23 protein-coding genes and 1 tRNA gene are annotated in these 24,047 nt (G+C 56.6%); 23 read left to right on the top strand and 1 reads right to left on the bottom strand.

Annotated elements, in window-relative coordinates; genetic code table 11:
• Positions 1 to 34: 34 nt before the first annotated feature.
• From panC to JM93_RS11590, 3 genes are read left to right on the top strand one after another with little or no spacing between them, the layout of a single operon-like run.
• The gene (gene panC / locus JM93_RS11600) at positions 35 to 901 is read left to right on the top strand and encodes a pantoate--beta-alanine ligase (RefSeq protein WP_145343498.1); all 867 of its coding nucleotides are present in this window, start codon (positions 35 to 37) and stop codon (positions 899 to 901) included.
• A gap of 24 nt (positions 902 to 925) precedes the next feature.
• A complete protein-coding gene (gene panB, locus JM93_RS11595) occupies positions 926 to 1,735 on the top strand; it encodes a 3-methyl-2-oxobutanoate hydroxymethyltransferase (protein WP_145343496.1) in 810 nt (269 codons plus the stop codon).
• Positions 1,736 to 1,776: 41 nt separating this feature from the next.
• The gene (locus JM93_RS11590; RefSeq protein WP_145343494.1) at positions 1,777 to 2,793 is read left to right on the top strand and encodes a ChaN family lipoprotein; all 1,017 of its coding nucleotides are present in this window, start codon (positions 1,777 to 1,779) and stop codon (positions 2,791 to 2,793) included.
• Between the two features lie 4 nt (positions 2,794 to 2,797).
• Here JM93_RS11590 and JM93_RS11585 read toward each other — a convergent pair.
• Positions 2,798 to 2,887 (bottom strand) — tRNA-Ser (locus JM93_RS11585).
• A gap of 488 nt (positions 2,888 to 3,375) precedes the next feature.
• Between JM93_RS11585 and JM93_RS11580 the strand changes: the two genes are divergently transcribed.
• The 20 genes from JM93_RS11580 (at position 3,376) to fdhF (ending at position 23,896) form a co-directional block, all read left to right on the top strand.
• On the top strand, positions 3,376 to 4,443 hold the full coding sequence (locus JM93_RS11580; protein ID WP_145343492.1) for a hypothetical protein: 1,068 nt from the start codon (positions 3,376 to 3,378) through the stop codon (positions 4,441 to 4,443).
• 286 nt (positions 4,444 to 4,729) lie between these two features.
• Complete coding sequence (gene rplU, locus JM93_RS11575) at positions 4,730 to 5,329, top strand: 50S ribosomal protein L21 (protein WP_145343490.1); 600 nt, start codon at positions 4,730 to 4,732, stop codon at positions 5,327 to 5,329.
• Positions 5,330 to 5,379: 50 nt separating this feature from the next.
• Complete coding sequence (gene rpmA, locus JM93_RS11570) at positions 5,380 to 5,649, top strand: 50S ribosomal protein L27 (RefSeq protein WP_145343488.1); 270 nt, start codon at positions 5,380 to 5,382, stop codon at positions 5,647 to 5,649.
• Between the two features lie 129 nt (positions 5,650 to 5,778).
• Positions 5,779 to 6,384, top strand: coding sequence for a GNAT family N-acetyltransferase (locus tag JM93_RS11565; RefSeq protein ID WP_145343486.1), 606 nt, complete (start codon positions 5,779 to 5,781; stop codon positions 6,382 to 6,384).
• On the top strand, positions 6,381 to 6,947 hold the full coding sequence (locus tag JM93_RS11560) for a GNAT family N-acetyltransferase (RefSeq protein ID WP_145343484.1): 567 nt from the start codon (positions 6,381 to 6,383) through the stop codon (positions 6,945 to 6,947). The genes JM93_RS11565 and JM93_RS11560 overlap by 4 nt, the downstream gene beginning before the upstream one ends.
• On the top strand, positions 6,944 to 7,495 hold the full coding sequence (locus JM93_RS11555) for a GNAT family N-acetyltransferase (protein WP_145343482.1): 552 nt from the start codon (positions 6,944 to 6,946) through the stop codon (positions 7,493 to 7,495). Before JM93_RS11560 ends, JM93_RS11555 begins: the two co-directional genes overlap by 4 nt.
• A 40-nt stretch (positions 7,496 to 7,535) precedes the next feature.
• Complete coding sequence (gene obgE / locus JM93_RS11550) at positions 7,536 to 8,582, top strand: GTPase ObgE (RefSeq protein ID WP_145343480.1); 1,047 nt, start codon at positions 7,536 to 7,538, stop codon at positions 8,580 to 8,582.
• Entirely contained in the window at positions 8,582 to 9,736 is a 1,155-nt protein-coding gene (gene proB / locus JM93_RS11545; protein ID WP_145343478.1) for a glutamate 5-kinase, read from the top strand. Before obgE ends, proB begins: the two co-directional genes overlap by 1 nt.
• 41 nt (positions 9,737 to 9,777) lie before the next feature.
• Positions 9,778 to 11,058: a glutamate-5-semialdehyde dehydrogenase gene (locus JM93_RS11540; RefSeq protein WP_145343476.1), complete on the top strand. Its 1,281-nt coding sequence runs from the start codon at positions 9,778 to 9,780 to the stop codon at positions 11,056 to 11,058.
• The gene (locus tag JM93_RS11535; RefSeq protein WP_145343474.1) at positions 11,055 to 11,687 is read left to right on the top strand and encodes a nicotinate-nucleotide adenylyltransferase; all 633 of its coding nucleotides are present in this window, start codon (positions 11,055 to 11,057) and stop codon (positions 11,685 to 11,687) included. The genes JM93_RS11540 and JM93_RS11535 overlap by 4 nt, the downstream gene beginning before the upstream one ends.
• A gap of 213 nt (positions 11,688 to 11,900) precedes the next feature.
• Positions 11,901 to 12,311, top strand: coding sequence for a ribosome silencing factor (gene rsfS / locus JM93_RS11530; protein WP_145343473.1), 411 nt, complete (start codon positions 11,901 to 11,903; stop codon positions 12,309 to 12,311).
• Positions 12,312 to 12,381: 70 nt separating this feature from the next.
• Complete coding sequence (gene rlmH / locus JM93_RS11525) at positions 12,382 to 12,864, top strand: 23S rRNA (pseudouridine(1915)-N(3))-methyltransferase RlmH (RefSeq protein WP_145343472.1); 483 nt, start codon at positions 12,382 to 12,384, stop codon at positions 12,862 to 12,864.
• Between the two features lie 166 nt (positions 12,865 to 13,030).
• Positions 13,031 to 14,443 (top strand): murein hydrolase activator EnvC family protein, encoded by a 1,413-nt coding sequence (locus JM93_RS11520; RefSeq protein ID WP_145343471.1) that lies wholly within the window; start codon positions 13,031 to 13,033, stop codon positions 14,441 to 14,443.
• Positions 14,440 to 15,777: a S41 family peptidase gene (locus JM93_RS11515; RefSeq protein WP_145343470.1), complete on the top strand. Its 1,338-nt coding sequence runs from the start codon at positions 14,440 to 14,442 to the stop codon at positions 15,775 to 15,777. Before JM93_RS11520 ends, JM93_RS11515 begins: the two co-directional genes overlap by 4 nt.
• A gap of 120 nt (positions 15,778 to 15,897) precedes the next feature.
• Positions 15,898 to 17,043, top strand: a complete 1,146-nt coding sequence (locus tag JM93_RS11510; protein ID WP_208995131.1) for a divergent polysaccharide deacetylase family protein — start codon at positions 15,898 to 15,900, stop codon at positions 17,041 to 17,043.
• 9 nt (positions 17,044 to 17,052) lie between these two features.
• Positions 17,053 to 17,580 (top strand): RNA pyrophosphohydrolase, encoded by a 528-nt coding sequence (locus JM93_RS11505; RefSeq protein WP_145343469.1) that lies wholly within the window; start codon positions 17,053 to 17,055, stop codon positions 17,578 to 17,580.
• A 50-nt stretch (positions 17,581 to 17,630) separates the two neighbouring features.
• A complete protein-coding gene (locus JM93_RS11500) occupies positions 17,631 to 18,401 on the top strand; it encodes an SDR family NAD(P)-dependent oxidoreductase (RefSeq protein ID WP_145343468.1) in 771 nt (256 codons plus the stop codon).
• 33 nt (positions 18,402 to 18,434) lie between these two features.
• The gene (locus tag JM93_RS11495; RefSeq protein WP_145343467.1) at positions 18,435 to 19,373 is read left to right on the top strand and encodes a LysR substrate-binding domain-containing protein; all 939 of its coding nucleotides are present in this window, start codon (positions 18,435 to 18,437) and stop codon (positions 19,371 to 19,373) included.
• A gap of 75 nt (positions 19,374 to 19,448) precedes the next feature.
• Positions 19,449 to 21,125, top strand: a complete 1,677-nt coding sequence (locus JM93_RS11490) for an NAD(P)H-dependent oxidoreductase subunit E (RefSeq protein ID WP_145343466.1) — start codon at positions 19,449 to 19,451, stop codon at positions 21,123 to 21,125.
• Complete coding sequence (fdhF, locus tag JM93_RS11485) at positions 21,122 to 23,896, top strand: formate dehydrogenase subunit alpha (protein ID WP_145343465.1); 2,775 nt, start codon at positions 21,122 to 21,124, stop codon at positions 23,894 to 23,896. Before JM93_RS11490 ends, fdhF begins: the two co-directional genes overlap by 4 nt.
• The last annotated feature ends 151 nt before the right edge of the window (positions 23,897 to 24,047 follow it).

The raw sequence follows: 24,047 nt of genomic DNA, 5'->3' as shown, positions 1-24,047 counted from the left end.
GCAGGATTCATGCCGGCTTTGGGAGGGTGAACAGATGGAAGTGTGCTCCACAAAAGGGGCAATCCGCGGCTTGGTGCGCAACTGGCGGAAATCCGGTAATTCACTTGGGTTGGTTCCGACTATGGGTTACCTGCACGAGGGCCATTTGGCGCTCGTTCGGCGAGCACGGTCCGAAACGGACCGGGTTGTGACGTCCATCTTTGTCAATCCCACGCAATTCGGCCCGAACGAAGATCTCCAAACATATCCGCGCGACGAAAAACGCGACCTTGCCCTTCTAGAGGCAGAGGGGGTCGACGCTGTTTTCATGCCGGATGTAGAGGAAATGTATGGCGCGGCCGGCGATACCTTTGTCGAAGTCCCGGGTCTGTCAGCACGGTTGCAAGGCGCCCTGCGTCCCGGGCATTTTCGCGGTGTCACGACAGTCGTGACCAAACTGTTCAACATCGTTCAACCGGACGTGGCCGTTTTCGGTGAGAAAGACTACCAGCAACTGACCATAATCCGGCAAATGGTGAAGGACCTCGACGTGCCTTTGCGCATTGTCGGCCAACCAACCGTTCGGGAACCGGATGGTCTTGCCTTGTCTTCCCGAAACGTTCGCCTGGCCGCCAAGCACCGGCAGCAAGCGACCGCTTTGAGCAAGTCATTGGCTGTTGCTGCGAATATGGCGAAGCCGCAGCTGCGGGTTGCAGAAATGGAGCGGGAAATCCGCACCATCCTCGAGGAGGCACCGGATGCGGAGATAAAGAGCGTCGACATCCTTGACGCGACAACCCTGGAACCGATGCCCGATATTCTGGATCGGGATGCCGTAATCCTGCTTGCTGTCCGCTTTGGCTCGGTTCTTCTTATTGATCAGAAAGTCATTCACGTCGAAAGGTATGCCCGCGAAATCTAGGCTCTTTCGCAAAAAGGAAACACTATGAGCACCCAAAAACCGACCCGACGCATCACGGTGCCGCAGATTGCAGCCCGAAAAGGGGGGGAACCGATCGTCTCGCTGACCTCTTACCATGCTCATACGGCAGCGATCGTTGACAAGTATGCCGACTTTATTTTGGTTGGCGACAGCCTTGGCATGGTCATGCACGGCATGGATTCAACGGTTGGGGTGCCGCTTGATCTTATGATCATGCATGGTCAGGCAGTTGTCCGAGGAACGCAGCGGGCGCTGGTTGTGGTTGACATGCCGTTCGGCACCTATGAGGAAAGTCCGCAGATGGCGTTCCGGAACGCAGCGCGCATTATGAAGGAAACCCATTGCGGCGCTGTAAAACTCGAGGGCGGAAAGCGCATGGCGGAAACGATCCGCTATCTTACGGAACGCGGTATACCGGTCATGGCGCATATTGGCCTGACGCCACAATCGAGCAATGTTATGGGTGGGTTCAAAACCCAGGGACGCGATGAGGACAGCTGGCCTCTGCACGAAGAAGATGCCCGGGTCGTTGCACAGGCGGGAGCATTTGCAGTGGTGTTAGAGGGAATGGTGGAGCCGTTGGCGGCGCGGATTACCAAGCAGATTTCCATCCCGACGATTGGTATTGGCGCCTCTGCAGAGTGTGACGGCCAGATTCTTGTGTTGGAAGACATGCTTGGGCTTAATCCGAAACCGCCGAAATTTGTGAAGGTTTATGGTAATCTGGGGGGGCAAATCGAAGCCGCGGTGAAAGCTTATGCGGAAGAGGTGAAGGAGCGCAGCTTTCCAGAAGAGGATCATGTCTACCGCTAAAACCTCTGGCCAGGTGGCGAGCGGTGCCTAGATTGTTTGTTATGAAACGCAACGAACGACTGCCCTATAACAAATTCATGCCGTGCGGCTTCAAAAGCGCTGTCCATTTTGCCATATTTTTTGTGCTGGCGGCCTTTGTTGCCGTATTTGGCTTAAAACCTGTAGCAGCCTCAGCTTGGCAGGAATGGGTATCGGGAGACGTCGCGCCGGATCGCGCGTTGGGGCGGATTTGGTCAGTCTCTGATCAGCGTTTTGTTGCTCCGCAAACACTCATTACGCGTTTGTCGGCGGCGCGATCGATTGTCTTGGGTGAAATTCACGACAATCCCGTTCATCATCACCTCCAGGCCTTTTTGGTGGGTATGGTGGCGCCTAATCAGCGTCCGGCTGTGTTTTTAGAGATGCTGAGTGAAGATCAGTCTGACGCTCTTGAGGCCTTTAGAATACAGGGGCCGCAGACCGCCGACGGGTTTGCGGACCGGGTTGATTGGCAGCAAAGCGGATGGCCGGATTTTCAGATCTATCGGCCGCTTATCGAAGCTGCTTTGTCACGCAAGGCCCGTATCGAATTCGCGCTTCCGGGCCGTGAAGCAACACAATCGGTTTCGCAGGGCGGTTTGAAAGCCCTCCCAGGTTCGCAACTCGCTGAACTGGGCCTAACGTCGCCACTTGAACCCAAGCTTGCCTCTGGATTGAGGGCGGAGATCATGGCTGCGCACTGTGACCTATTGCCCATTGAGGCCGTGCCCAACATGAGCGCCGTGCAACGGTTCCGGGACGCGCATATGGCGGCTGTTTTACGGCAAGCGCCGAAAACCGGACCGGCTTTTTTGATCACGGGCAACGGCCATGTCCGCAAGGATCGGGGTGTACCTCTTTATTTGGACGGGCAAGCGGTTTCCGTAATGTTGCAAGAAGTCGCTGCCGACATGCAGCCGGATCAGGTGGCTGAATCGTACTCTGTAGACTATCCGGCGGATTACATCTGGCTCACTCAAGTGATCCCGCGCGATGACCCGTGCGCGGCCCTCAAAGAACGGTTTTCAACAAACGATTAGAAAATGGCGGAGAGAGAGGGATTCGAACCCTCGGAACGCTTGCGCGCTCAACGGTTTTCGAGACCGCCCCGTTCGACCACTCCGGCACCTCTCCGCGGCGCTTAAAGCATAGGTCTCAAGTGGCGCGGAACATAGACAAGCGTGGCACGAGCTGCAAGAGCTGATTTTAGACTTTTTGGGTTGGCAAACGGGTGTCGTTTTGCCGGTTGGTTTTTCAAAGAAAGCAATGTGGAAGTGCATGGAACAGTGCGGTTTCGCTAGCCGGCCCCTGGCCATGCCTTGCGTGTTGAACTGCGGAGGTGATCGCCACTGTTCCGAGGTGGTCTGTCTACTCGGGTCATCCCAGGCGCCATTTTGACACCTCATCTTTGCACAGTTGCCAGACGGGATTGTGGCCAGTTGTCGATGAAAAAAAGCTGCGATCAAAATTAAAAACTCTGGATGCGCAAGAAAATTTATCACACTATAACCAGAAATTGAATTGAATGACAGAATTATGACATATACAATCTGTTAAGTATCCCGTTCCGGGCGGGAGCGGAAACCAGAGGTGGAAAACGGGGCGTTGAAGGAGGCAAGGCTTTGGACACGCTGGCGAACGTAAGGACAGATCTGGACGCTTTGAGTACATCGTTTTCTGATCGGACGGATGACGACATCCTCGTTCAGGACGATACCGGAACGCACTACCAATCATCTTACACTTATTTTTATGTTCCCAAGACCAATCCCGATCGCAACTCGGCGAACGATGACGCCGGCTTAGGCGCATTTCTGAGGCTTGGCCAGTATTCTGATGTTGAGCAAACGCTGCCCAACGATACGGAAATTAGGAACTACTACCCCAATAAATATGTAGATCTCGAAGGCGCAAATGCTCCGGCCCGGGCTGGGGGAGCAGGTGGCGCAAAAGGTATACTGCTATCCTGCGATGGGCGGATCCTCATCCGGTCGCATCAAGAGATGCTTGTCGAAACCAATAGTTATCATCATCGCGTGTCAGGCGACCATGAGCTCGATGTTTCAGACACTGTGACGGTGACAGCGGGGAAGACAATTAAAAAGCAGGCGTCTGACGGCCAAATTATTCTGAAGACCGGGTCAGGTGCAGCAAAGGACGAGGGAACAAACGCAAAGGCGATCATACTTGATGCGGATGGCGGTGCCGCCGACCTTGTTGAAAATGTAAAGACTGCAACACGCAATGTTGGCGGCAACGATTATAAGGTCACGAAGGGGGCTACACACTCGTGGACCGAAGGCACAACGACCAGTTTCTATTGGGGCGCCCAGTGTTCGGTTTCCGCCGGCGCAAACTTCTTCATGTCAATGGGGGCGGATTGTTTCGTGAAGCCGTTTCTGGTGGTGTCGTTGACATCATTTAGCGTGGCCGCTACCGGGATTAGTCTTGGCGTAACAGGGTTCAACATCAGCGCGACAGAACGTAATCTCGATTTGATTAGCATGGAAATGCAGGTCAAGGGCGTGTCGGCCGAAACCGAGGCTGCGGCTGCGCGATTAACTCAAATCGAGTCAAATATCGCAAACTGCGCCGTCGAGACCCAGAATATCAAAGCACGAACAAGCTCGATCGAAACAAGTATGGGAAATGTCAAATCAGACTTGAGCTTCCTGATCTTTTTTGCGTGAGGCACACAGCGGCTTCAGGGAAGCCTGGTCAGGATGCATTGCTGGTTGACACTTGGTGTTGCGTGAGTATATTCCGCGGGCTCATGCATGGGTGAAATATACACCCATAGCCTCTGACCCAGGCTTGATCGTCCCTTTAAATTCAAGGATTGGCGGATCCGCAAAGACCACTTTGTCACGATATAACGTGCAAGGCTGGCGCCTCTGGGTCGGTAAGATAGATCGGCTGCTTGCCAAGTTTAAATACCGGCGGCGGCCCTAAAACGAAAAGAAGGACGTGCGTGACATGTTCGCAGTGATCAAGACTGGTGGCAAACAGTATAAAGTTGCCGCAGATGACCTTCTGAAGGTCGAGAAATTGGATGCCGATGCAGGTAGCTCCGTCACTTTTGACGAAGTTCTGATGGTTGGCAATGACACCGAAACAACAATTGGCGCTCCGACCGTTGATGGCGCAACCGTTGTGGCAGAAGTTGTCGAGCAGGCGCGTGATCGCAAGATCATCATTTTCAAAAAGCGCCGCCGTCAAAACTCCCGCCGCCGCAATGGTCACCGTCAATCCTTCACTCTTTTGAAAGTGACGGACATCCTCACCGGTGGAGCGAAGCCGGCTAAAAAGGCAGCGCCTGCGAAGGCTGCGCCTGTCGAGGATGCAAAGGATAGTGCAGCATCAGCTGCCGATTCCGGCGCTGATGACCTCAAGAAGCTGGACGGTGCGGGTCCGGCCGCGGTTAAAAAACTGAACGAAGCTGGCATCACCACCTTTGCTCAGATCGCGGCCATGAGCGCCGATGATGTCGCACGCGTTGAAGAAGAAACTGGCCTGAAGGGCAAGTTCGAGCGCGGTAACTGGGTTGTGCAGGCGAGAGAGCTGGCCGGCAACTAAGCCGCCGCTTTAAACCTGACGTTTAGATTGAAGAACGAGGAGTTCTAGCAATGGCACACAAAAAGGCAGGCGGTTCATCCCGCAACGGCCGCGACTCAGCCGGCCGCCGTCTTGGCGTTAAAAAATTCGGTGGCGAAGCTGTAATCCCGGGCAACATCATTGCGCGCCAGCGTGGCACGCAGTGGCATCCGGGTGCCGGCGTTGGCATGGGCAAAGACCATACAATCTTTGCGACCGTGGAAGGCAAAGTCGAATTCCAAGCCAAAGCCAACGGCCGAACCTTTATCAACGTGCTCCCGGTAGCGGAAGCAGCGGAGTAACGCCGACGTGTCACGAACCACCACCGGCGTCCCACAAAGACCCCGGCGGATCGAGACAGCCAGTCAAAGTTCAAAGGGGAGATGGGGCGCCATCTCCCCTTTTGTTTTCAACTTTGACTGGAGGAATAAATGGTTGTCGAAAGCGATGGATTGCTGGATGAAAGCTGTCGGGGTGCGGCCCCGTTGCCGCAGGAAGCTGTTCGCGTAAAGCTCGATGTGCCGCGCGCGGATGATCTGGCAGATTTGGTCTTTTTGGCCAACAACAAGAAAGTGGCATCAAACCTTTCGACGATGCCTTATCCTTTTAAGCTGGACGACGGCAGGGCGTTGATCGCCAAGGCAGAGAATCCGGCTGCAAACTCCTCAACTTTCGCGATCCGGTTGAAAGCGACCGGCCGTCTCATTGGAACGGCCCGTTATGCGCAATTGGAGCCGAACGGCCCGGTTCATGTTGGGTATTGGATTGGTGAACCCTTCTGGGGCAACGGATATGCGACGGAGGCTGTTCATACGCTGGTGGATCATGCCTTTGCGTATCAGGATGTATCGGAGCTGACAGCCGCATGCCGTGTCACGAATCCGGCATCCAGGCGGGTTCTGGTAAAATCCGGTTTTCAATATCGCGATCAAAGTCTGATCCGGTCGGTAGGGGCTGGCGGTACGGTCCCGACTGAGCGGTACTCACTCGAACGCGGCGTTTGGGCATCGCTGAAGGAATGGGGGCGTGCGACATGACTTTGCCGTATTTGAAGACACGGCGGCTCGTGTTGCGACCGCTAAATGAAAATGACGCAGAAGCTATAGCTGAGCTGGGCGGAAAGGATTTTGACGTTGCGCGATGGCTCACCGGAACGTCCTGGCCCTACATTGAAGGCGAAGCGGAGGCCTTTGTGTCGTCGCTGATGCAGACCGATCCTTTTGAATCAGAGGCGGTTTTTGCCGTCACTCTCGGTGGGGTATTTATCGGCACTGTCGCCATCGAAGCACCTGGAGATCTCGTGGAGCTCCCCGAAACTCCTACCTTGGGATATTGGCTTGGACGGGCCTTTCAGGGGAATGGATATGCGTCGGAAGCGGTTGAGGCTGTCCTTGATTGGGCTTTTGCGACCTACGAAACACAAACTATTGCGGCACGTGCTTTTGAGAGCAACACGCGCTCGCGGGCTGTGCTGCGCAAGATGGGATTTAAGCCACATTCCATGACGGACCGGTTTGTAAAGGCGCTTGACCAACGCGTTGCGAATGTTGTGGTGCGATTGGAGAAACAGGACTTTGAGCGGCGGAGCTTTGCCGCATGAATGCAACAAAGATCATTACAGACCGGCTCACACTACGCCCGGCGCGGCTCAAAGATCTTGAAAGCTGCGCCGAGATGTTAGGCGATTATGAGGTTGCCAAAATGCTGACGCGTGTCTCCCATCCCTACGATATGCAGGTAGGTCGCGACTTTCTCGGCGCTGCCGAACGTGCGTGGAGGGATTGGCATGTGTCGGACGAATTGCTGTTTCACATCGATTTGGACGACCGCATGATTGGTGGAGTTTCACTGCGAAAGTTGCGGGAAACCCCTCGCATCGGCTATTGGCTTGGGCAACGTTTCTGGGGTCGGGGATATATGAGTGAGGCGGTTCATGCGGTGATCGCCTGGCTTTTTGAAAACACGAGCCACAATGCGATCAAAAGTGAAGCAATGGATGAAAATCCGGCCTCGTTGCGGGTGATGCAAAAAATGGGATTTCGTGTAGTTGGGCATGTGGAATGCCATAGTCTAGCGCGGGGATGCACAATGCCCGCCACGCATACACATTTGCACCGGACCGAATTCACAGGCGCCCTCTTGAACTGAGTGGGTCTGAGCCTGGCAGCAGGACAAAAAGAGTAGAAAAATGAAATTCCTCGATCAGGCAAAGATTTATGTTCGGTCCGGCAATGGAGGCGCCGGGTGTGTCTCTTTCCGGCGTGAAAAGTACATTGAATTTGGGGGGCCAGACGGCGGTGACGGCGGCAAGGGGGGCGATGTTATCGTTGAGTGTGTGGACGGGCTGAACACCTTGATCGACTATCGCTACAAACAGCACTTCAAGGCTGAAACAGGCATTCACGGCATGGGAAAGAACCGGACAGGCGCGCATGGCGGCGATGTGGTCTTGAAAGTTCCAGTTGGAACGCAGATCCTGGAAGAAGACAACGAAACAATCATTGCGGACCTCACCAATATCGGACAGCGCGTTGTGCTCCTAAAGGGGGGCAATGGGGGCTTTGGCAACGCTCACTTCAAGTCTTCGGTCAACCAGGCGCCACGCCGGGCTAATCCCGGGCTCGAGGGCGAAGAAAAATGGATCTGGTTACGCTTGAAGCTGATCGCAGACGCCGGCCTCGTTGGCCTGCCAAATGCGGGTAAATCGACTTTTCTGGCGACGGTCTCGGCAGCAAAGCCGAAGATTGCAGACTATCCGTTTACGACACTTCATCCGAACCTTGGCATCGTCCAGATTGATGGCAACAGTTTCGCAATAGCTGACATTCCCGGTCTCATCGAGGGGGCCCATGAGGGGACCGGACTTGGCGACCGTTTTCTAGGCCATGTCGAGCGCACGCGTGTGCTGCTGCATCTGGTCGATGGATCGGGCGAAGAAGACCCGGGTGCCGCCTATCGTGTGGTCCGAGGGGAGCTGGAGGCCTATGGTCACGGGTTACCTGAAAAACCGGAAATCGTGGCTTTGTCCAAATGCGATGCTCTGAATGACGAACTGATACAGGAAAAGTCGGCGTCACTTGAGGCGGCCAGTGGACAAAAACCACTGATCCTGTCTTCGGCCAGCGGGCGGAACGTGGACACTGCGCTGCGCATGATTGCGAGGGCAATCGACAAGGATAAGGAAGACGCGGCAAATTCTGTTCCCTCCCAAAAAGAAGAAAGCTGGTATCCCTAATGACAAGCGGGGCGAAGCTTGCGCGGTTTAAACGTGTCGTGATCAAGATCGGTTCTGCACTCCTCGTGGAAGACGGCGCGCTAAAGCGCGACTGGCTGGATGCCTTGGTCAAGGACGTGGCTGACTTGGCCAGCCGGGATGTAGATGTGCTTTTGGTGTCGTCTGGATCCATCGCGCTCGGCCGGGGGATCCTGGGTTTGCCCGGCGGACCTTTGAAACTGGAAGAGAGCCAGGCGGCTGCCGCCGCGGGACAGATCGAGCTGGCAAAAGCTTATGCGGACGCTTTAGGCCTGCACGGCAAACGCGCCGGCCAAATCCTTTTGACGCTCGGCGATACTGAGGAGCGCAGGCGATACCTCAACGCCCGGGCCACCATCGGGATGCTTTTGAAGCTCGGTGCAATCCCGATCATCAATGAAAACGATTCTGTGGCCACGTCTGAAATTCGCTATGGCGACAATGACCGGCTTGCGGCCCGGGTGGCCGCAATGGCAAGTGCGGACTGCCTTGTGCTTTTGTCCGATATTGACGGGCTTTACACCGCTCCGCCAGCACACAATCCGCATGCAGTATTTTTGCCGGAAGTGCCTCGAATAACACCTGAAATTGAAGCAATGGCAGGTAGTGCGGGTTCGGAACTGTCACGTGGCGGCATGAAGACGAAAATTGATGCTGCAAAGATTGCAACGATAGCCGGAACGACGATGGCGATCACGACCGGCAAGCCGCTTCATCCGATCTCGAAGCTGGATGGCGGTGCGCGGGCGACTTGGTTTCCGGCGCTTGCAACGCCGGCTTCAGCCCGCAAAGCGTGGATTGGCGGACATCTCGAACCGCGTGGGGACTTAGTTCTCGACAACGGCGCGGTCGCAGCTTTGCGCAAGGGCAAGAGCCTCTTGCCAGCGGGGATCACCCTGACGAAGGGCAACTTTTTGCGTGGTGACGCTGTCAACATTTTGTCCGCATCGGGCCGGATCATAGGCCGCGGGCTCGTTGCTTATGATCATGACGAAGCAAGAATGATCGCCGGCCGGAACAGCCGTGAAATCGAGGCTATTGTCGGATACCCGGGCCGCGCTGAAATGGTACATCGGGATGATCTCGTGCTTGAGGATGCGTTTTTTGACAAGCCGCCTGAGAAAGGCGACACCTAGCCAGCCCAAAATGCCGGGCCCACTTTCAAGGTAGATTTGAAATGCTTGAACGAGCCGAAATCAGTTCCATAAGCGATGTCATGCGTGATTTGGGGAGCCGCGCGCGGCGCGCTGCGCGTGTGCTTGCAACCGCTTCACCGGAAGTTAAAGACACCGCTTTACAGGCCATGGCTGATGCAATCCGCGCCTCTCAGGCGGTTATTCTTGATGGCAACCGCCGGGATATCGACGCCATGAGGGCGAAAGGCCAAACGACTGCATTTTTGGATCGCGGAACATTGGATCAGGGGCGCATAAACGCAATTGCCTCGGCTTTGGAAGATATCAAAAGTCTGCCGGACCCTGTCGGCAGCAATATGGCATCTTGGGACCGGCCCAACGGGTTGAAGATAAGCCGGGTCAGGACGCCTCTTGGAGTGATCGGTGTAATCTATGAGAGTCGGCCAAATGTGACTGCAGATGCCGGAGCATTGTGCCTGAAAGCTGGAAATGCTGTGATCTTGCGCGGCGGCTCTGATACGCTTCATTCTAATAAGGCGATCCACACCGCGCTCCAACAGGGGGTGAAAGAGGCGGGACTGCCAGCGGATGCGATCCAGATGGTTCCAGTTTCCGACCGAGCAGCGGTCGGTGAGATGTTGGCGGGCCTGGACGGCAATCTTGACGTAATCGTCCCGCGCGGTGGAAAGAGCTTGGTGGGGCGTATTCAATCTGAAGCCCGTGTACCGGTGTTCGCACATCTGGAAGGGCTGGTACATATTTTCATCGACAAGGCGGCCGATCCGGCCAAGGCGCGCGATATTGTGTTGAATTCAAAAATGCGCCGCACAGGGATCTGCGGCGCTGCGGAAACTCTGCTGGTCCATCAAGATGTGGCAGAGATGATTTTGCCCGATGTGGCGCAGCGGCTCCAGGAGGAGGGGTGCGAGATACGCGGCGACGAAACCACCCGGCGGCTCGTGCAGCATGTCGTTCCAGCAACCATAGACGACTGGAAGACGGAGTATCTCGACAAGATCCTGGCTGTCAAAACCGTTCCAGACCTCCAAAGCGCGATGGATCACATTGCAGCATTTGGCTCCAGTCATACGGACTGCATCATCACTGAAGACCCGGATGCAGCAGAACGGTTTTTGACGGAGGTGGACTCCGCCATTGTGCTTCACAACGCTTCAACCCAATTTGCTGACGGCGGCGAGTTCGGCATGGGCGCCGAAATCGGTATTGCGACTGGCCGCATGCATGCCCGCGGTCCGGTCGGCGTCGAGCAGTTGACCAGTTTCAAGTATCAAGTCAGGGGTGAGGGTCAAACCCGCCCATGAACCTCTCATCAGCAATCCGTCCGGGCGCGGCCGACTGGCTGAAATTGCCGCATGCAGAGCCTGGCAACCGGATCGGGCTTTTCGGCGGGTCTTTCAATCCGCCGCATTCCGGTCACAGATTGGTTGCAACAACAGTATTGAAACGTCTGGGTCTGGATCAGGTCTGGTGGTTTGTTACGCCGGGAAATCCACTTAAGGATCATTCTGACCTCGCCCCCCTCGAAATGCGCCTGCATATGACCAACGCGCTTGCCGATCATCCGCGCATGAAGGTCACGGCCTACGAGACGGTCCTCCAAACACCATTCACCGCCCGCACAATCAAAAAGCTGAGGGCAATGCGTCCTGGTCTGCGATTCGTTTGGGTCATGGGTGCTGACAATCTAGCGGGTTTTCACAAATGGCAGGATTGGCGTTCAATTCTCGGTTTGGTGCCCATTGCGATCGTTGACCGTCCGGGCGCATCTTTGTCTGTGTTGTCTGCACCGATGGCAAAAGCCTATGAGAAACATAGGCTTCCCGAAGAAGATGCTGCTTTGCTTCCGGATATGGCGCCTCCGATTTGGACATTCTTGCACACATCCCTAGATGACGCATCGTCCACAGATCTACGCCGCAGCGGCAGCTAAAACGGTCTCGAACCGCGGTAAACCGGGCCTTGTCTTGAAAATGCAAAGCGAGAGGCGTATTTTTCAACGTGCCGCACACAATCGCGGTTTAGGTACGGTCAATGCCCCAGAACCTGTTAAGGTCGCTCAGACATATGATATTCACATGCCTTTGCACAGCCGAGACAGCCACCTATGGGGCAGAAACTAAGGCGAAAGGCATTACACCTGACCATGACCTTTGAAAGCGAGCGGGCTTTATCGTCCTCTCCTGCGCAGGCCCCCGGAAGCGCTGAACTTCCGGCCGACCTGATCTCGACTGTTCTCGCAAGTCTTGACGACTCCAAAGCCGAGGACATTGTTACCATAGACATTTCTGGAAAGAGCGCTCTGGCCGATCACATGGTGATCGTTTCTGGCCGGTCGCACCGGCATGTCGGAGCGATTGCTGATCACCTTCTGCGGGACATCAAAGACGCAGGCGAGGGACGTGCCACTGTGGAAGGACAAAGCACCTGTGATTGGGTGCTGATCGATACCGGTGATGTGATTGTGCACATCTTCAGGCCGGAAGTTCGAGGCTTCTACAATCTGGAAAAAATGTGGGCAGTCGAGCCGGATGAAGCTCCACAGTACATTGGCTAAAACGGTCGTCTGACCGGTCTGCCAATGTCATAGCCGATTGAAGCCGAACTCAGTGTTCGGGCAAGATTTCATGCGCTTTACCATTGCTTGCATCGGTCGGATGAAGGCCGGTGCAGAGAAACAGCTTTGCGATCGCTACATCGAACGAGCGGTCAAGACTGGCCGCTCCGTTGGTATCACAGCGGTGACAGTCTCCGAGCATGCAGAAAGCCGGCAGCAACGGGTCCCGGACCGTAAGTCAGACGAAGCACAAGTCATGCTGTCCGGGCTCACACCCGGAGCGAAACTCGTGGTTCTTGACGAAGCCGGCCGGGGTATGAGTTCGTCGGAATTTTGCAATATGCTGGCGCGTTGGCGTGATGACGGAATTCCCGAAGTGGTATTCGCGATCGGTGGCGCCGACGGTCATGGCGAGGCCGTCTTGACGCGCGCCAACAAACGTCTCGCCCTTGGGCCGATGACCTGGCCCCATCAAATTGCGCGGGTCCTGCTTGCGGAACAGATTTATCGGGCAACGACCATTTTAACGGGCCATCCGTATCACCGCGAGTAGATTGAAGGTGAATTACGCGGCTCCGTCAATCTGAATGGAGAAGGCTGCCCGCATGTTGCCTTATTCAAAGCGTACCGCTACGGAAGAATTTCGATGGGCGGAGGCAAAGCCAACTGAAGAATGGTTGGTAAAGGCTTCCTTAACGCCCGATTGGTAACGAGAGCGGATGGCAGTTACACCTCTCAGCATCGGCAGGCACGGTTCTTTGGGCACGGTTTGGCGAGAAAGTTACTACGTCATACGAAGCCGGGCGGTTTTCGCGGCGTTCGCACTGGTTTGGGCGGGCGCTAATGTTCCGCATGCCTTTGCCACTGAAGAGCCGGAAACACAGATCGAGGCGCAGCTTGCGCCCGAAGTGGCGAAAGCTCTGGAACGGAAGCTGGAGCGGGAGCAAGAGCTCAACGCTCTGTCCCAAGACATAAGGCTGTCTACCGAAAGGCAGTCCGAAATCAGTGCTGAGATTGCAGCGCTCGACCGTGACCGCGAAACTTTGAATGGCAAGATCCTGCGGACGGCGGATCGCATACAGGGCCTTGAAAGTGACCTAACCGATGCGGAACGGCGGTTGAGGAGGCTTGGCGAAAACGAAGACGCTGTCCGCCAGTCGCTGTTTGCGCGTCGTGAAGTACTTTCGCAGGTGCTCGCTGCCCTCCAGCGTATCGGCCGTCGGCCGCCGCCGGCTTTGGTTGTGCGGCCAAGCGACGCGCTGTCAGCGGTGCGTAGTGCGATCCTTTTAAACGCAGTGATGCCTGAATTGCGCGTCGAAACAGAAGCTCTCGCAACGGATCTAAGCGAGCTGCAACGGCTGAAGTCTGTTATCGCTGAAGAGGAAAAGGGTTTAAAAGGCGATGCGATGCGGCTGGCTGAAGAAAAGTCCAGGCTCGAACTCCTCTTAAGTGTGAAGCGCCAGGAGCGGGATAAAACGGCGCGGCAGCTGGCCCAAGAGCGCAGCCGTTCTGAAGAACTGGCTGCCCAAGCAGGAACACTCAAAGAACTGATATCGAAGCTGGAGTCGGAAATCGCAAGCGCACGCGATGCGGCGGAGAAGTCGCGCCAGGCCGCGAAAGATGCTAAGCGTGGCAACCGGAAACGGTTTGATCCATTCTCTGACCCTGGGCGCTTGGCGCCTGCCGTTCAATTTGTTGATGCGGTCGGACAATTGCCGATGCCAGTCTCGGGCGAGTTGCTGAAGGACTTTGGGGAGCAAGACGAATTTGGTAGTATTGTGGAGGGCCAGTCCATTGCGACACGGGCCGGATCGGCGATCACCTCACCGGCAGACGGGTGGGTTGTGTATGCGGGTCCGTTTCGGTCATATGGGCAGCTCTTGATCCTGAACACGGGCGATGGCTACCATGTGCTCCTCGCAGGTATGGAGCGAATTGATGCTGAGCTCGGTCAGTTTGTGCTGGCAGGGGAACCCGTTGGGGTAATGGGCGCCACAAAATGGGCAAGCGCATCGACGATCGGGTTGGGGTCTTCCCAACCTGTCCTATATGTTGAATTTCGGAAGGACGGACGTGCTATAGATCCATCCCCATGGTGGGTGAGCACGGAGAAAGAAAAGGCTCGCGGATGATAAGAAAAGCTTCCTTGCTGCTCGTCGGCGCCCTTATGGGCGCGGCCGCGGTGACAACACTTGCACAGGTTCCATTCCGTGTCTCGGATTCGGCGAACGCGGCTGCATCGGATACTTACCGCCAGCTCAATCTATTCGGCGACGTATTTGAGCGCGTGCGCTCTGACTATGTTGAGGTCCCCGACGATGCGCAGCTTATCGAGAGCGCCATAAACGGGATGCTGACATCTCTGGACCCGCACTCAAGCTACATGTCTCCGAAAAGCTTTCGAGATATGCAGGTCCAAACCCGCGGCGAATTCGGAGGCTTGGGGATTGAAGTGACCATGGAAGATGGTCTTGTCAAAGTCGTTTCTCCGATCGATGACACTCCCGCCTTCAAGGCCGGCATCCTCGCTGGTGACCTCATCTCCTATATCGATGGCGAACAGGTTCAGGGGCTTTCGCTAAATGAAGCCGTCGAGAAGATGCGGGGGCCTGTCAATACTGATATCGTGGTGACTATCCGCCGCGATGGTGTCGCCGACCCGTTCGACGTTACAATCACTCGCGATGTCATCCGGATTCGCTCTGTGCGCTGGCGCGAGGAAGACGATGTCGGTTACATTCGTGTCACGCAATTCAACGAGCAGACCTTTGACGGGGTGAAGCAGGCAATCGAAGAAATGTCAGCTGAAATCGGTGAGGACAACCTGAAGGGTTACATCGTCGATCTGCGGAATAACCCCGGTGGCTTGCTGGACCAGGCGATTGCAGTGTCTGATGCATTTTTGGATCGCGGTGAAATCGTTTCAACCCGTGGCCGGAATTCGGACGAGACCCAAAGATACAATGCGCGCTCAGGCGATCTCACCGACGGCAAGCCGGTCATCGTCATGGTCAATGGTGGATCGGCCTCGGCCTCTGAGATTGTCGCAGGTGCGCTGCAGGACCATCGCCGTGCAACAGTGCTGGGAACGCGTTCCTTCGGCAAAGGATCCGTTCAGACTATCATCCCGCTCGGCGCCAATGGAGCAATCCGGCTGACGACCGCTCGCTACTACACCCCGTCGGGAACTTCGATCCAGGCGAAGGGTATTATTCCTGATATCGAAGCACTTCAGGATTTGCCGGAAGAGCTCGTCGGGCGTGCGGAAACCAAGGGCGAAGCGGGGTTGCGCGGCCACCTTGAAAGTGAAGAGGACGGCGAGGAGGCTTCGGGCAGTCAGGCGTATGTGCCTGCCGATCCGGCAGATGACACGCAGCTGAAGCTTGCTTTGGACCTTCTGCGCGGTGTGCAGGTAAACAGTGCTTTTCCGCCACTTGGTGAAGACCAAGCGTCCGTGCCTAATTAATTAACCCTTGAATAACGGCGCTTTGCATGAAAAGCGCCGTTTTCCTTCAACGGTCCATGTGTATTTTGTTGGTACCTATGAGTGTCGCTCCGTAAAAGGAGCGCAAGACAACTGGATGCCATGGCAAGCGATGATCTTTCAGCTCCCTTAGGAATGGGCAAAAGGCGCCTTGTGCGCCTGCCCTTCGGGCTGATTGGGTCCGGGATCATCAGTGTTGTCTTGATGACCGGTGTCATCTGGATGGGGGTGGTTGACGACCCGTTTGGCGGAGAACCAACCGCAGTTATTCCTCTTGAGGCAACCGTTGAAGGTGTTACACAGCGTGACATTGAGGTTGTGGAGATCCGTCCAAGTCTGGATAATGACTTGGGCCCCAACATGCGCCCGCAAACCGACCTCGACAGGTTAGGTCCCCGCTATGAGGAAACCACCTTCCCGCCCGGTGTGACCCGGGAAAACATGAGTGGCGGGTTGTTGATCAATCCCGACCCGCGTGTGTCGGAGCGGTCGGACTACGGTTTCCTTCCGAAAGTGAGTTCGGCAGGCATTCGGCCGCTTGACGCCTATGCGCGCCCATTTGCAAGCGATTTCTCTTCTATTCCCAAAATCGCGGTCGTCGTCAACGGACTCGGACTCAGTCAAACCGGGACACAGGCGGCCATTGATCGTCTGCCCGTCGATGTCACCTTCGGCTTTGCTCCTTACGGAACAGACTTGGACAGGTGGATGCAACGGGCCCGCCGCAAGGGGCATGAATTGCTGCTGCAAATACCGCTTGAGCCTTACGATTTTCCCGACAATGACCCTGGTCCTCACACGCTTCTCGTCAGCCTCCAGCCTGTAGAGATGCTGGATCGGCTCGCCTGGCTTTTAACCCGGGTCACAAACTACGTCGGCGTAATCAATGACATGGGCGCGCGCTTCACATCAACGCGTCCATCCATGCAGTTCCTTCTTGAAAAACTGCAGGAGCGGGGGTTGATGTATGTAGACAATGGCGGGTCCTCGAGGTCGCTGGCCCAAGAGGTCTCTGAACAAACAGCGACGCCTTATAGCGGGGTCGATGTTGTTCTAGATGAAGTGCCGAGGGCAAACGAGATCGACGCTAAGCTGCTTCAATTGGAGGGAATTGCCCGTGCCCGAGGATACGCGGTGGCGTCTGGTTCAGCGTTGCCCGTCACTATCGGCAGGATTGAAGAATGGGCACGCGATCTCGAAGAACGCGGCCTTCAGCTCGTTCCGGTCAGCGCGACAATCGACAGATAGGTTTGTCAGATGGACTTTGAATTCGGTTCGGACTTTCCGCCGGCAATTGACGGGCTGCCGTATCGCCCGTGTGTTGGCATCATGCTTTTAAACAAAGACGGGCTTGTCTGGATCGGCAAGCGTGACGATGGTAACGGAGCCTCTGAATACGAATATGCATGGCAAATGCCGCAAGGGGGCATCGACAAAGGGGAAGACCCTGCAAAAGCGGCCTTGCGAGAACTGTATGAAGAGACCTCGATCAAGTCGGTCAGTGTCCTTGCCGAAGCGCCAGGTTGGCTGGCATATGACTATCCACCAGACGTGGTCCGGAAGAGCAGGAAGGGCAAATACCGTGGGCAAGCTCAAAAGTGGTTTGCCTGCAGGTTCGCGGGCTCAGAAAACGAGATAAACATCGTTTCACCGCCGGATGGGCATGATGCGGAGTTTGGTGCATGGCGGTGGGAAAAGGCCGAAAACCTGCCATCGTTGATCGTACCTTTCAAGCGCCCTGTGTATCAGTCCGTTGTTGCGGCTTTTTCCCATCTAACTGCTTGACGGCCTGACCGTTTTGATTTGCCATCGGTCCCAATGAATGGGAGGGGTGGTTGAAGCAAGACATCGGTCTAACGGGAAAACGTGTTCTGATCACCGGAGCATCGAGTGGTCTTGGGCAGCATTTCGCAAGAACCTGCGCCTTGGAAGGGGCCGCGGTCGCAATAGCAGCACGGCGCACCGACCGCTTGGAACACTTGGTTCACGAACTCAATGACCTAGGGGCAAGCGATGCGATTCCTATTGCCCTGGACGTCAGCAACGAGGCATCCGTGGAGGACGCTGTCAATGAAGCCGTAAGCGGATTGGGCGGTCTCGATGTTTTGGTCAACAACGCAGGTACAGCGCGCGACGGCTCGCCACTCAACCAATCAGCCGATGATTTCGATGCTGTCATGAGCGTCAATCTGCGCGGTGTTTGGCTTATGGCGGTTGCGTGCGGAAATCATTGGCGAGAAGAGCGCCGACCGGGTGTTATCGTCAATATTGCATCGATCCTGGGCCTGCGGGTTGGCTCGGGCGTCGCCGCGTATGCGGTCTCCAAGGCCGGGGTTGTCCAGATGACGAAAGCGCTTGCGCTCGACCTCGCGCGCCACGACATCCGGGTCAATGCCCTTGCGCCCGGATATTTTGAAACCGAAATAAACGCCGGTTTTTTCGACACGGCACATGGGCAAAAAATGATCGAACGCATTCCGATGCGCCGCATCGGAAACTTCGAAGATCTGAATGGACCGTTTCTTTTGCTGGCAAGCGATGCGAGCCGCTATATGACGGGTTCCGTTATCCCTGTGGATGGCGGCCATCTGCTGTCATCGCTATGATGCTGCCAAAGCCCGTTTTGTCGGAACGTCTCAATGGAACGCCTGCCCCCCTATGAACTGGTTGACTTGCGGCTGCTGATCGCGCTTGCCGAGCACAGGCATTTTGCCCGGGCAGCTCAAGCCTGCGGACTATCTCAGCCAGCGCTTTCCGCAAGAATTCGGAAGCTTGAAAACGCATTGCAAACGCCGCTGATTTACCGCGCGAAACGGTTTGAGGGATTCACGCCGGATGGCGAGTTGGCGCTTGGCTGGGCCCGCCGTATTCTCGCAGATTGTGCCGGGCTAGTGCAGGACGTTCGTGCCGAAGAACAAGGCCCACATGGAACGCTGCGGATCGGGGTCGTACCTTCAGCTACGCCATATGCAGGCCGCTTGAGCGGGCAAATTGCAGTTAAATTTCCCAACTTGATGCCGCAGCTCTTGTCTCTATCCTCCAAGGCTATTGGCACAGGGCTTAGCGATTTCAGTCTCGACGCAGGTGTAACTTATCTGGACACTGAAGGCGCGGAACCGTCTGCGGAGTTACCGGCAAACAGCCGCTATTTGTTCACAGAGACCTACTGCGTTGTGGCGCGGGCCGAAGTTGTGCCGCGCCCTACTGGAGAACTGACTTGGACTGAAGCCGCAAACTTGCCAATCGGATTGTTAACAAGAGATATGCAAAACCGCCGTATCATTGATGATGCCTTCCGGCGCGTCGGAATAACACCGAACCTCAGGTTTGAATCGAACAGTTTCAACGCCATTTTATCTTTGGTTCGGGACCATGGCTTTGCAACCATTTTACCGCTCCTGCAAGTGGAGGCTGGCTTGACCGAAGATCTGGAGGTCTGGGATCTGGTGGAGCCGAACGTTGAAGCCCGGGTCGGTCTGGTGATACCGGATCGGGATCCGATCCTTCCGGTAACACGTGCGCTTTTGACGGCGTTAGATGAGCTGGAAAACGTTCGATCATCTGAGCTGATCAGGTGATACAAAATCACGATTTGCACAAATTACAGCCTGGCCGTTCTCTCTAAAAAAACAAGCCAGCCAGAGAGAAACGCCATGACATTCGGCAAGGGGCTTCGCCGGAAGCCGTCCCAGCCTAAGGGCCGCCAGCTTGATGAGATCGCCCTCGACGAGGTGCGTGCTCTTTTGGGCGATGCGCCGCGCCGCCGGGATCTATTGATTGAGCATCTTCACAGGATCCAAGACGCTTATGGGCATTTGTCAGCCGCACACTTGCGGGCGTTGGCAGAGGAACTGCGCCTTTCGCAAGCCGAGGTCTATGAAGTTGCCAGCTTCTATCATCACTTCGACATCGTGCGCGAAGGCGAACAAGCGCCTGCACCGCTAACCGTCCGAGTTTGCGACAGCGTGGCGTGTTCGCTGAAAGGTGCGGATGCGCTTGCGGCGGCGCTGGAGACAGGCCTCGATCCCGCGAAGGTTCGGGTTCAGAAAGTTCCTTGTATCGGAAGATGTGCGGCGGCACCGGCTGTTCAGATCGGCAAGCGTGCGGTCGACAAGGCCAGCGAATTGTCCGTCCGGGCGGCACTTTTTGAAGGTACGACCGCGCCCGAGATTGCCGGCTACACGGCTTTGGAAGCCTACCGCGCTGATGGTGGCTACCAGACACTTGATATAGTGAGGTCCGGCGCGCTGGATGCTGCGACGATTGCAGACAAGGCTCTGGAAGCCGGGTTGCGTGGTCTGGGCGGGGCAGGGTTTCCCACCGGCACCAAATGGAAGATCGTCAACGACCTGCCTGGCCCGAAATACCTGACCATCAATGGTGACGAGGGTGAGCCGGGCACCTTCAAGGACCGCTATCATCTGGAGCGCGACCCGCACCGGTTGCTGGAAGGGGCCTTGATCGCAGCACATGCCATCAAGGCCGAACGCATCTATCTTTACATGCGCGACGAGTATCCGGCCGTGCTTGAGATTTTGAGCAGGGAAATCGCGGCACTTCGCGAAAGCGGCATCATCACCACGATTGATATCGAGCTGCGCCGTGGCGCGGGGGCCTATATCTGCGGTGAAGAAAGCGCGATGATCGAGTCGATTGAAGGCAAGCGCGGGTTGCCGCGCCATCGTCCGCCTTTCATTGCACAGGTCGGCCTTTTTGGCCGGCCGACCCTGAACCACAATGTCGAAACCCTGTTCTGGATTCGCGATATAATCGAAAAGGGACCGGAGTGGTTTGCCTCCCACGGGCGGCGCGGACACAAGGGCTTCCGGTCGTTTTCCGTCTCGGGACGGGTCAAGAACCCCGGCGTGAAATTTGCCCCGGCCGGTATCACCATGAACGAACTGCTGAACGAGTTCTGCGGCGGCATGGAGGATGACCATGCGTTCAAGGGGTATCTCCCGGGCGGAGCATCCGGCGGTATTTTGCCGGCATCATTGGCTGATGAGCCGCTCGACTTCGGCACCCTCGACAAGCACGGCTGCTTTATCGGAAGTCACGCCATCGTCGTGTTCTCTGATCACGACGACATGCGCGATGTGGCGTTGAACCTGATGCGCTTCTTCGAGCATGAAAGCTGCGGCCAATGCACCCCATGTCGCTCGGGCACTGAAAAGATGGTGACCCTTTTGGAAGAGAAATCGTGGGACGAGAACAAGATCGCCGATTTGGATGCGGTGATGCGGTCTGCTTCCATTTGCGGCCTCGGACAGGCAGCAGCGAATCCGGTAGCGTCGGTACTGAAATTCTTTCCGGAGGAGTTTGGCAAATGAGCTCCGAAACAAAATTTACTTTGAATGGCAAGAATGTTGTAGCCAAAGATGGCGAAACCATCTGGCAGGTTGCCAAGCGCGAAGGCGTGGGGATCCCGCATCTCTGCCACAAGGACGCGCCGGGCTACCGTTCCGACGGAAATTGCCGTGCCTGTATGGTTGATATCGAGGGCGAACGGACGCTGACAGCCTCGTGTATTCGCACTCCGAGCGAAGGCATGGTGGTGCACACGGAGACCGAACGAGCGGCCAAAGCGCGTGAAATGGTGTTCGAGCTGCTTGTTGCGGACCAGCCGAGCCGGGATCATCACCCGGACCCCGAAAGTGATTTCTGGACGTGGTCCGAGCGGGTGGGGGTGACATCGAGCCGGTATTCGGCTTGCGCAAAACCGGTGCAGGACATTTCCCACCCGGCGATAGCGGTCAATCTGGACGCCTGCATCGCATGTAATCTGTGCGAGCGCGCCTGCCGCGAAGTGCAAGTCAATGATGTGATCGGGATGGGAGATCGCGGTTCGCACAGTGCCCCGATTTTCGATTTGGCTGACCCGATGGGATTGTCGACCTGCGTGGCCTGTGGCGAGTGCGTGTCTGCTTGCCCGACCGGTGCCTTGATGGAAAAGAGCCTGCTCGATGACACTGCGAGCAAGCGCGAAGTTTATCCGGAAGAGACCATCGATAGTGTTTGCCCGTTCTGCGGCGTCGGCTGCCTGACGTCCGTTTCGGTGAAGGACGGCAGGATCGTAAAGGTCGAAGGGCGGGATGGTCCGGCCAACGAGAACCGGCTGTGCGTCAAGGGCCGCTTCGGCTTCGACTATGTGTCGAGCCCGGAGCGTCTCACCAAACCGCTGATCCGGCGGGACGATGCCCCGAAATCGGCAAGCATCTCCCTGACGCGGGACAACTATCTTGATGTGTTCCGCGAGGCGACATGGGAAGAGGCGCTCGACCGGGCGGCGCAAGGCCTGAAGACATCTTTGGACGCCAAGGGCGGGGCGGGCATTGCCGGCTTCGGGTCCGCCAAGGGCTCCAATGAGGAAGCTTATCTGTTCCAGAAGCTCATCCGGCAGGGCTTCCAGACCAACAATGTCGACCACTGCACCCGGTTGTGTCACGCCTCGTCCGTTGCAGCTCTCATGGAAGGCATCGGGTCCGGTGCGGTGACGGCACCGTTCAATGCTGCCACGGATGCCGACTGCATGATTGTCATCGGTGCGCGCCCGGAACAGAACCACCCCGTCGCGGCCACCTATATCAAGCAGGCGGCCAAGAATGGCGCCAAGCTGATCGTCATGGATCCCCGCGGGCAGGGTCTGATGCGCCATGCGGACTACGGGCTCAAGTTCAAGCCCGGCACCGATGTCGCGATGCTGAGCGCGATCCTGAACGTCATCATCAGCGAAAAATTATATGACGAACAGTACATCGCGGCCCATGTAGACGGCTTCGAAGCGCTGAAGGAAAAGAACAGGGAGTTCACCCCTGAAGCCATGGAACCGGTCTGCGGCATTCCGGCCGCGACCCTTCGTGAGGTGGCAAGACTTTATGCCACATCCGCCAAGTCAATCATCTTCTGGGGCATGGGCGTCTCCCAGCATGTGCATGGCACGGACAATGTCCGCTGCCTGATTGCAATGGCCCTCACCACCGGCCAGATCGGCCGTCCGGGCACGGGCCTGCACCCCTTGCGCGGTCAGAACAACGTGCAGGGCGCGTCGGATGCGGGTCTGATCCCGATGGTGTTTCCGGACTACCGGTCGGTGGAAAATCCGGACATCCGGGCAGAGTTCGAGGATGCCTGGGGGCGGACGCTCGATCCGGCACGTGGTCTGACGGTTGTCGAAATCATGGACGACATTCTCGCAGGCGGTATCGAGGCGATGTATGTCATGGGCGAAAACCCGGCCATGTCGGACCCGGACCAGAACCATGCCCGCAAGGCGCTCGCAAGCCTCAAGCATCTGGTGGTGCAGGATATATTCCTGACCGAAACCGCCTGGCATGCAGATGTGATCCTCCCGGCTTCTGCCCATGCGGAAAAACTCGGCACCTACACCAACACCAACCGTCAGGTACAGATCGGCCAGCCTTGCGTGCCGATGCCGGGCGAAGCACGGGCGGATTGGGAGTTGATCGTGGCGCTTGCCAACCGCGTGGGGCTTGGCTGGTCCTACGACGGTGTTCCGGCGATCTATGAGGAAATGCGCTCACACATGAACTCGCTTGCCAACATCTCGTGGCAGCGGCTGGAAACCGAAGGAACGGTCACATATCCGGCTGATGCTCCGGACAAGCCGGGCAATGAAATCCTGTTCGGCCAATCCTTCCCGACCGCCGATGGCCGGGGCAAGATCGTACCGACCGATCTGGTGCCGCCAGACGAGGTGCCGGACGAGGAGTTCCCTCTGGTGCTGACCACGGGCCGCATGCTGGAGCATTGGCATACCGGGGCCATGACCCGCCGGGCCAATGTGCTGAACGCGATCGAGCCCGAACCGGTGGTGTCGATGAACCCGCGTGATATCAAGATGCAGGGGTTTGACATTGGGCAGCAGGTGACAGTGGAAACACGGCGCGGTGCGATCACGCTCACACTCCGGGCCGACCGGGATGTGTCCAGCGGCATGCTGTTCATTCCGTTCTGTTTCTTCGAGGCGCCCGCCAACTTCCTGACCAATCCGCAGCTTGATCCCTTCGGCAAGATCCCCGAGTTCAAGTTCTGCGCGGCCCGGATTTTTTCTGCGCAGGAGCATTTGGCTGCTGCCGAATAGGCTTAGCCCGCGCCAAATTGGCGCCAAAGTATTGTTCTTCAGGCCTCTTGCCCCAAACCATCATCATGACATTGGTTTGGAGCGGAGGCCTGAATGCGTAGCTTGTTGATTGCAGTGTCCCTGGTGGCCGGGTTGACCATTGCCGGTTGCC

This window comes from Roseibium hamelinense (assembly GCF_007830545.1).
Lineage (GTDB): Bacteria > Pseudomonadota > Alphaproteobacteria > Rhizobiales > Stappiaceae > Roseibium > Roseibium hamelinense.
This window is presented reverse-complemented; position numbering and strand designations above follow the sequence as displayed.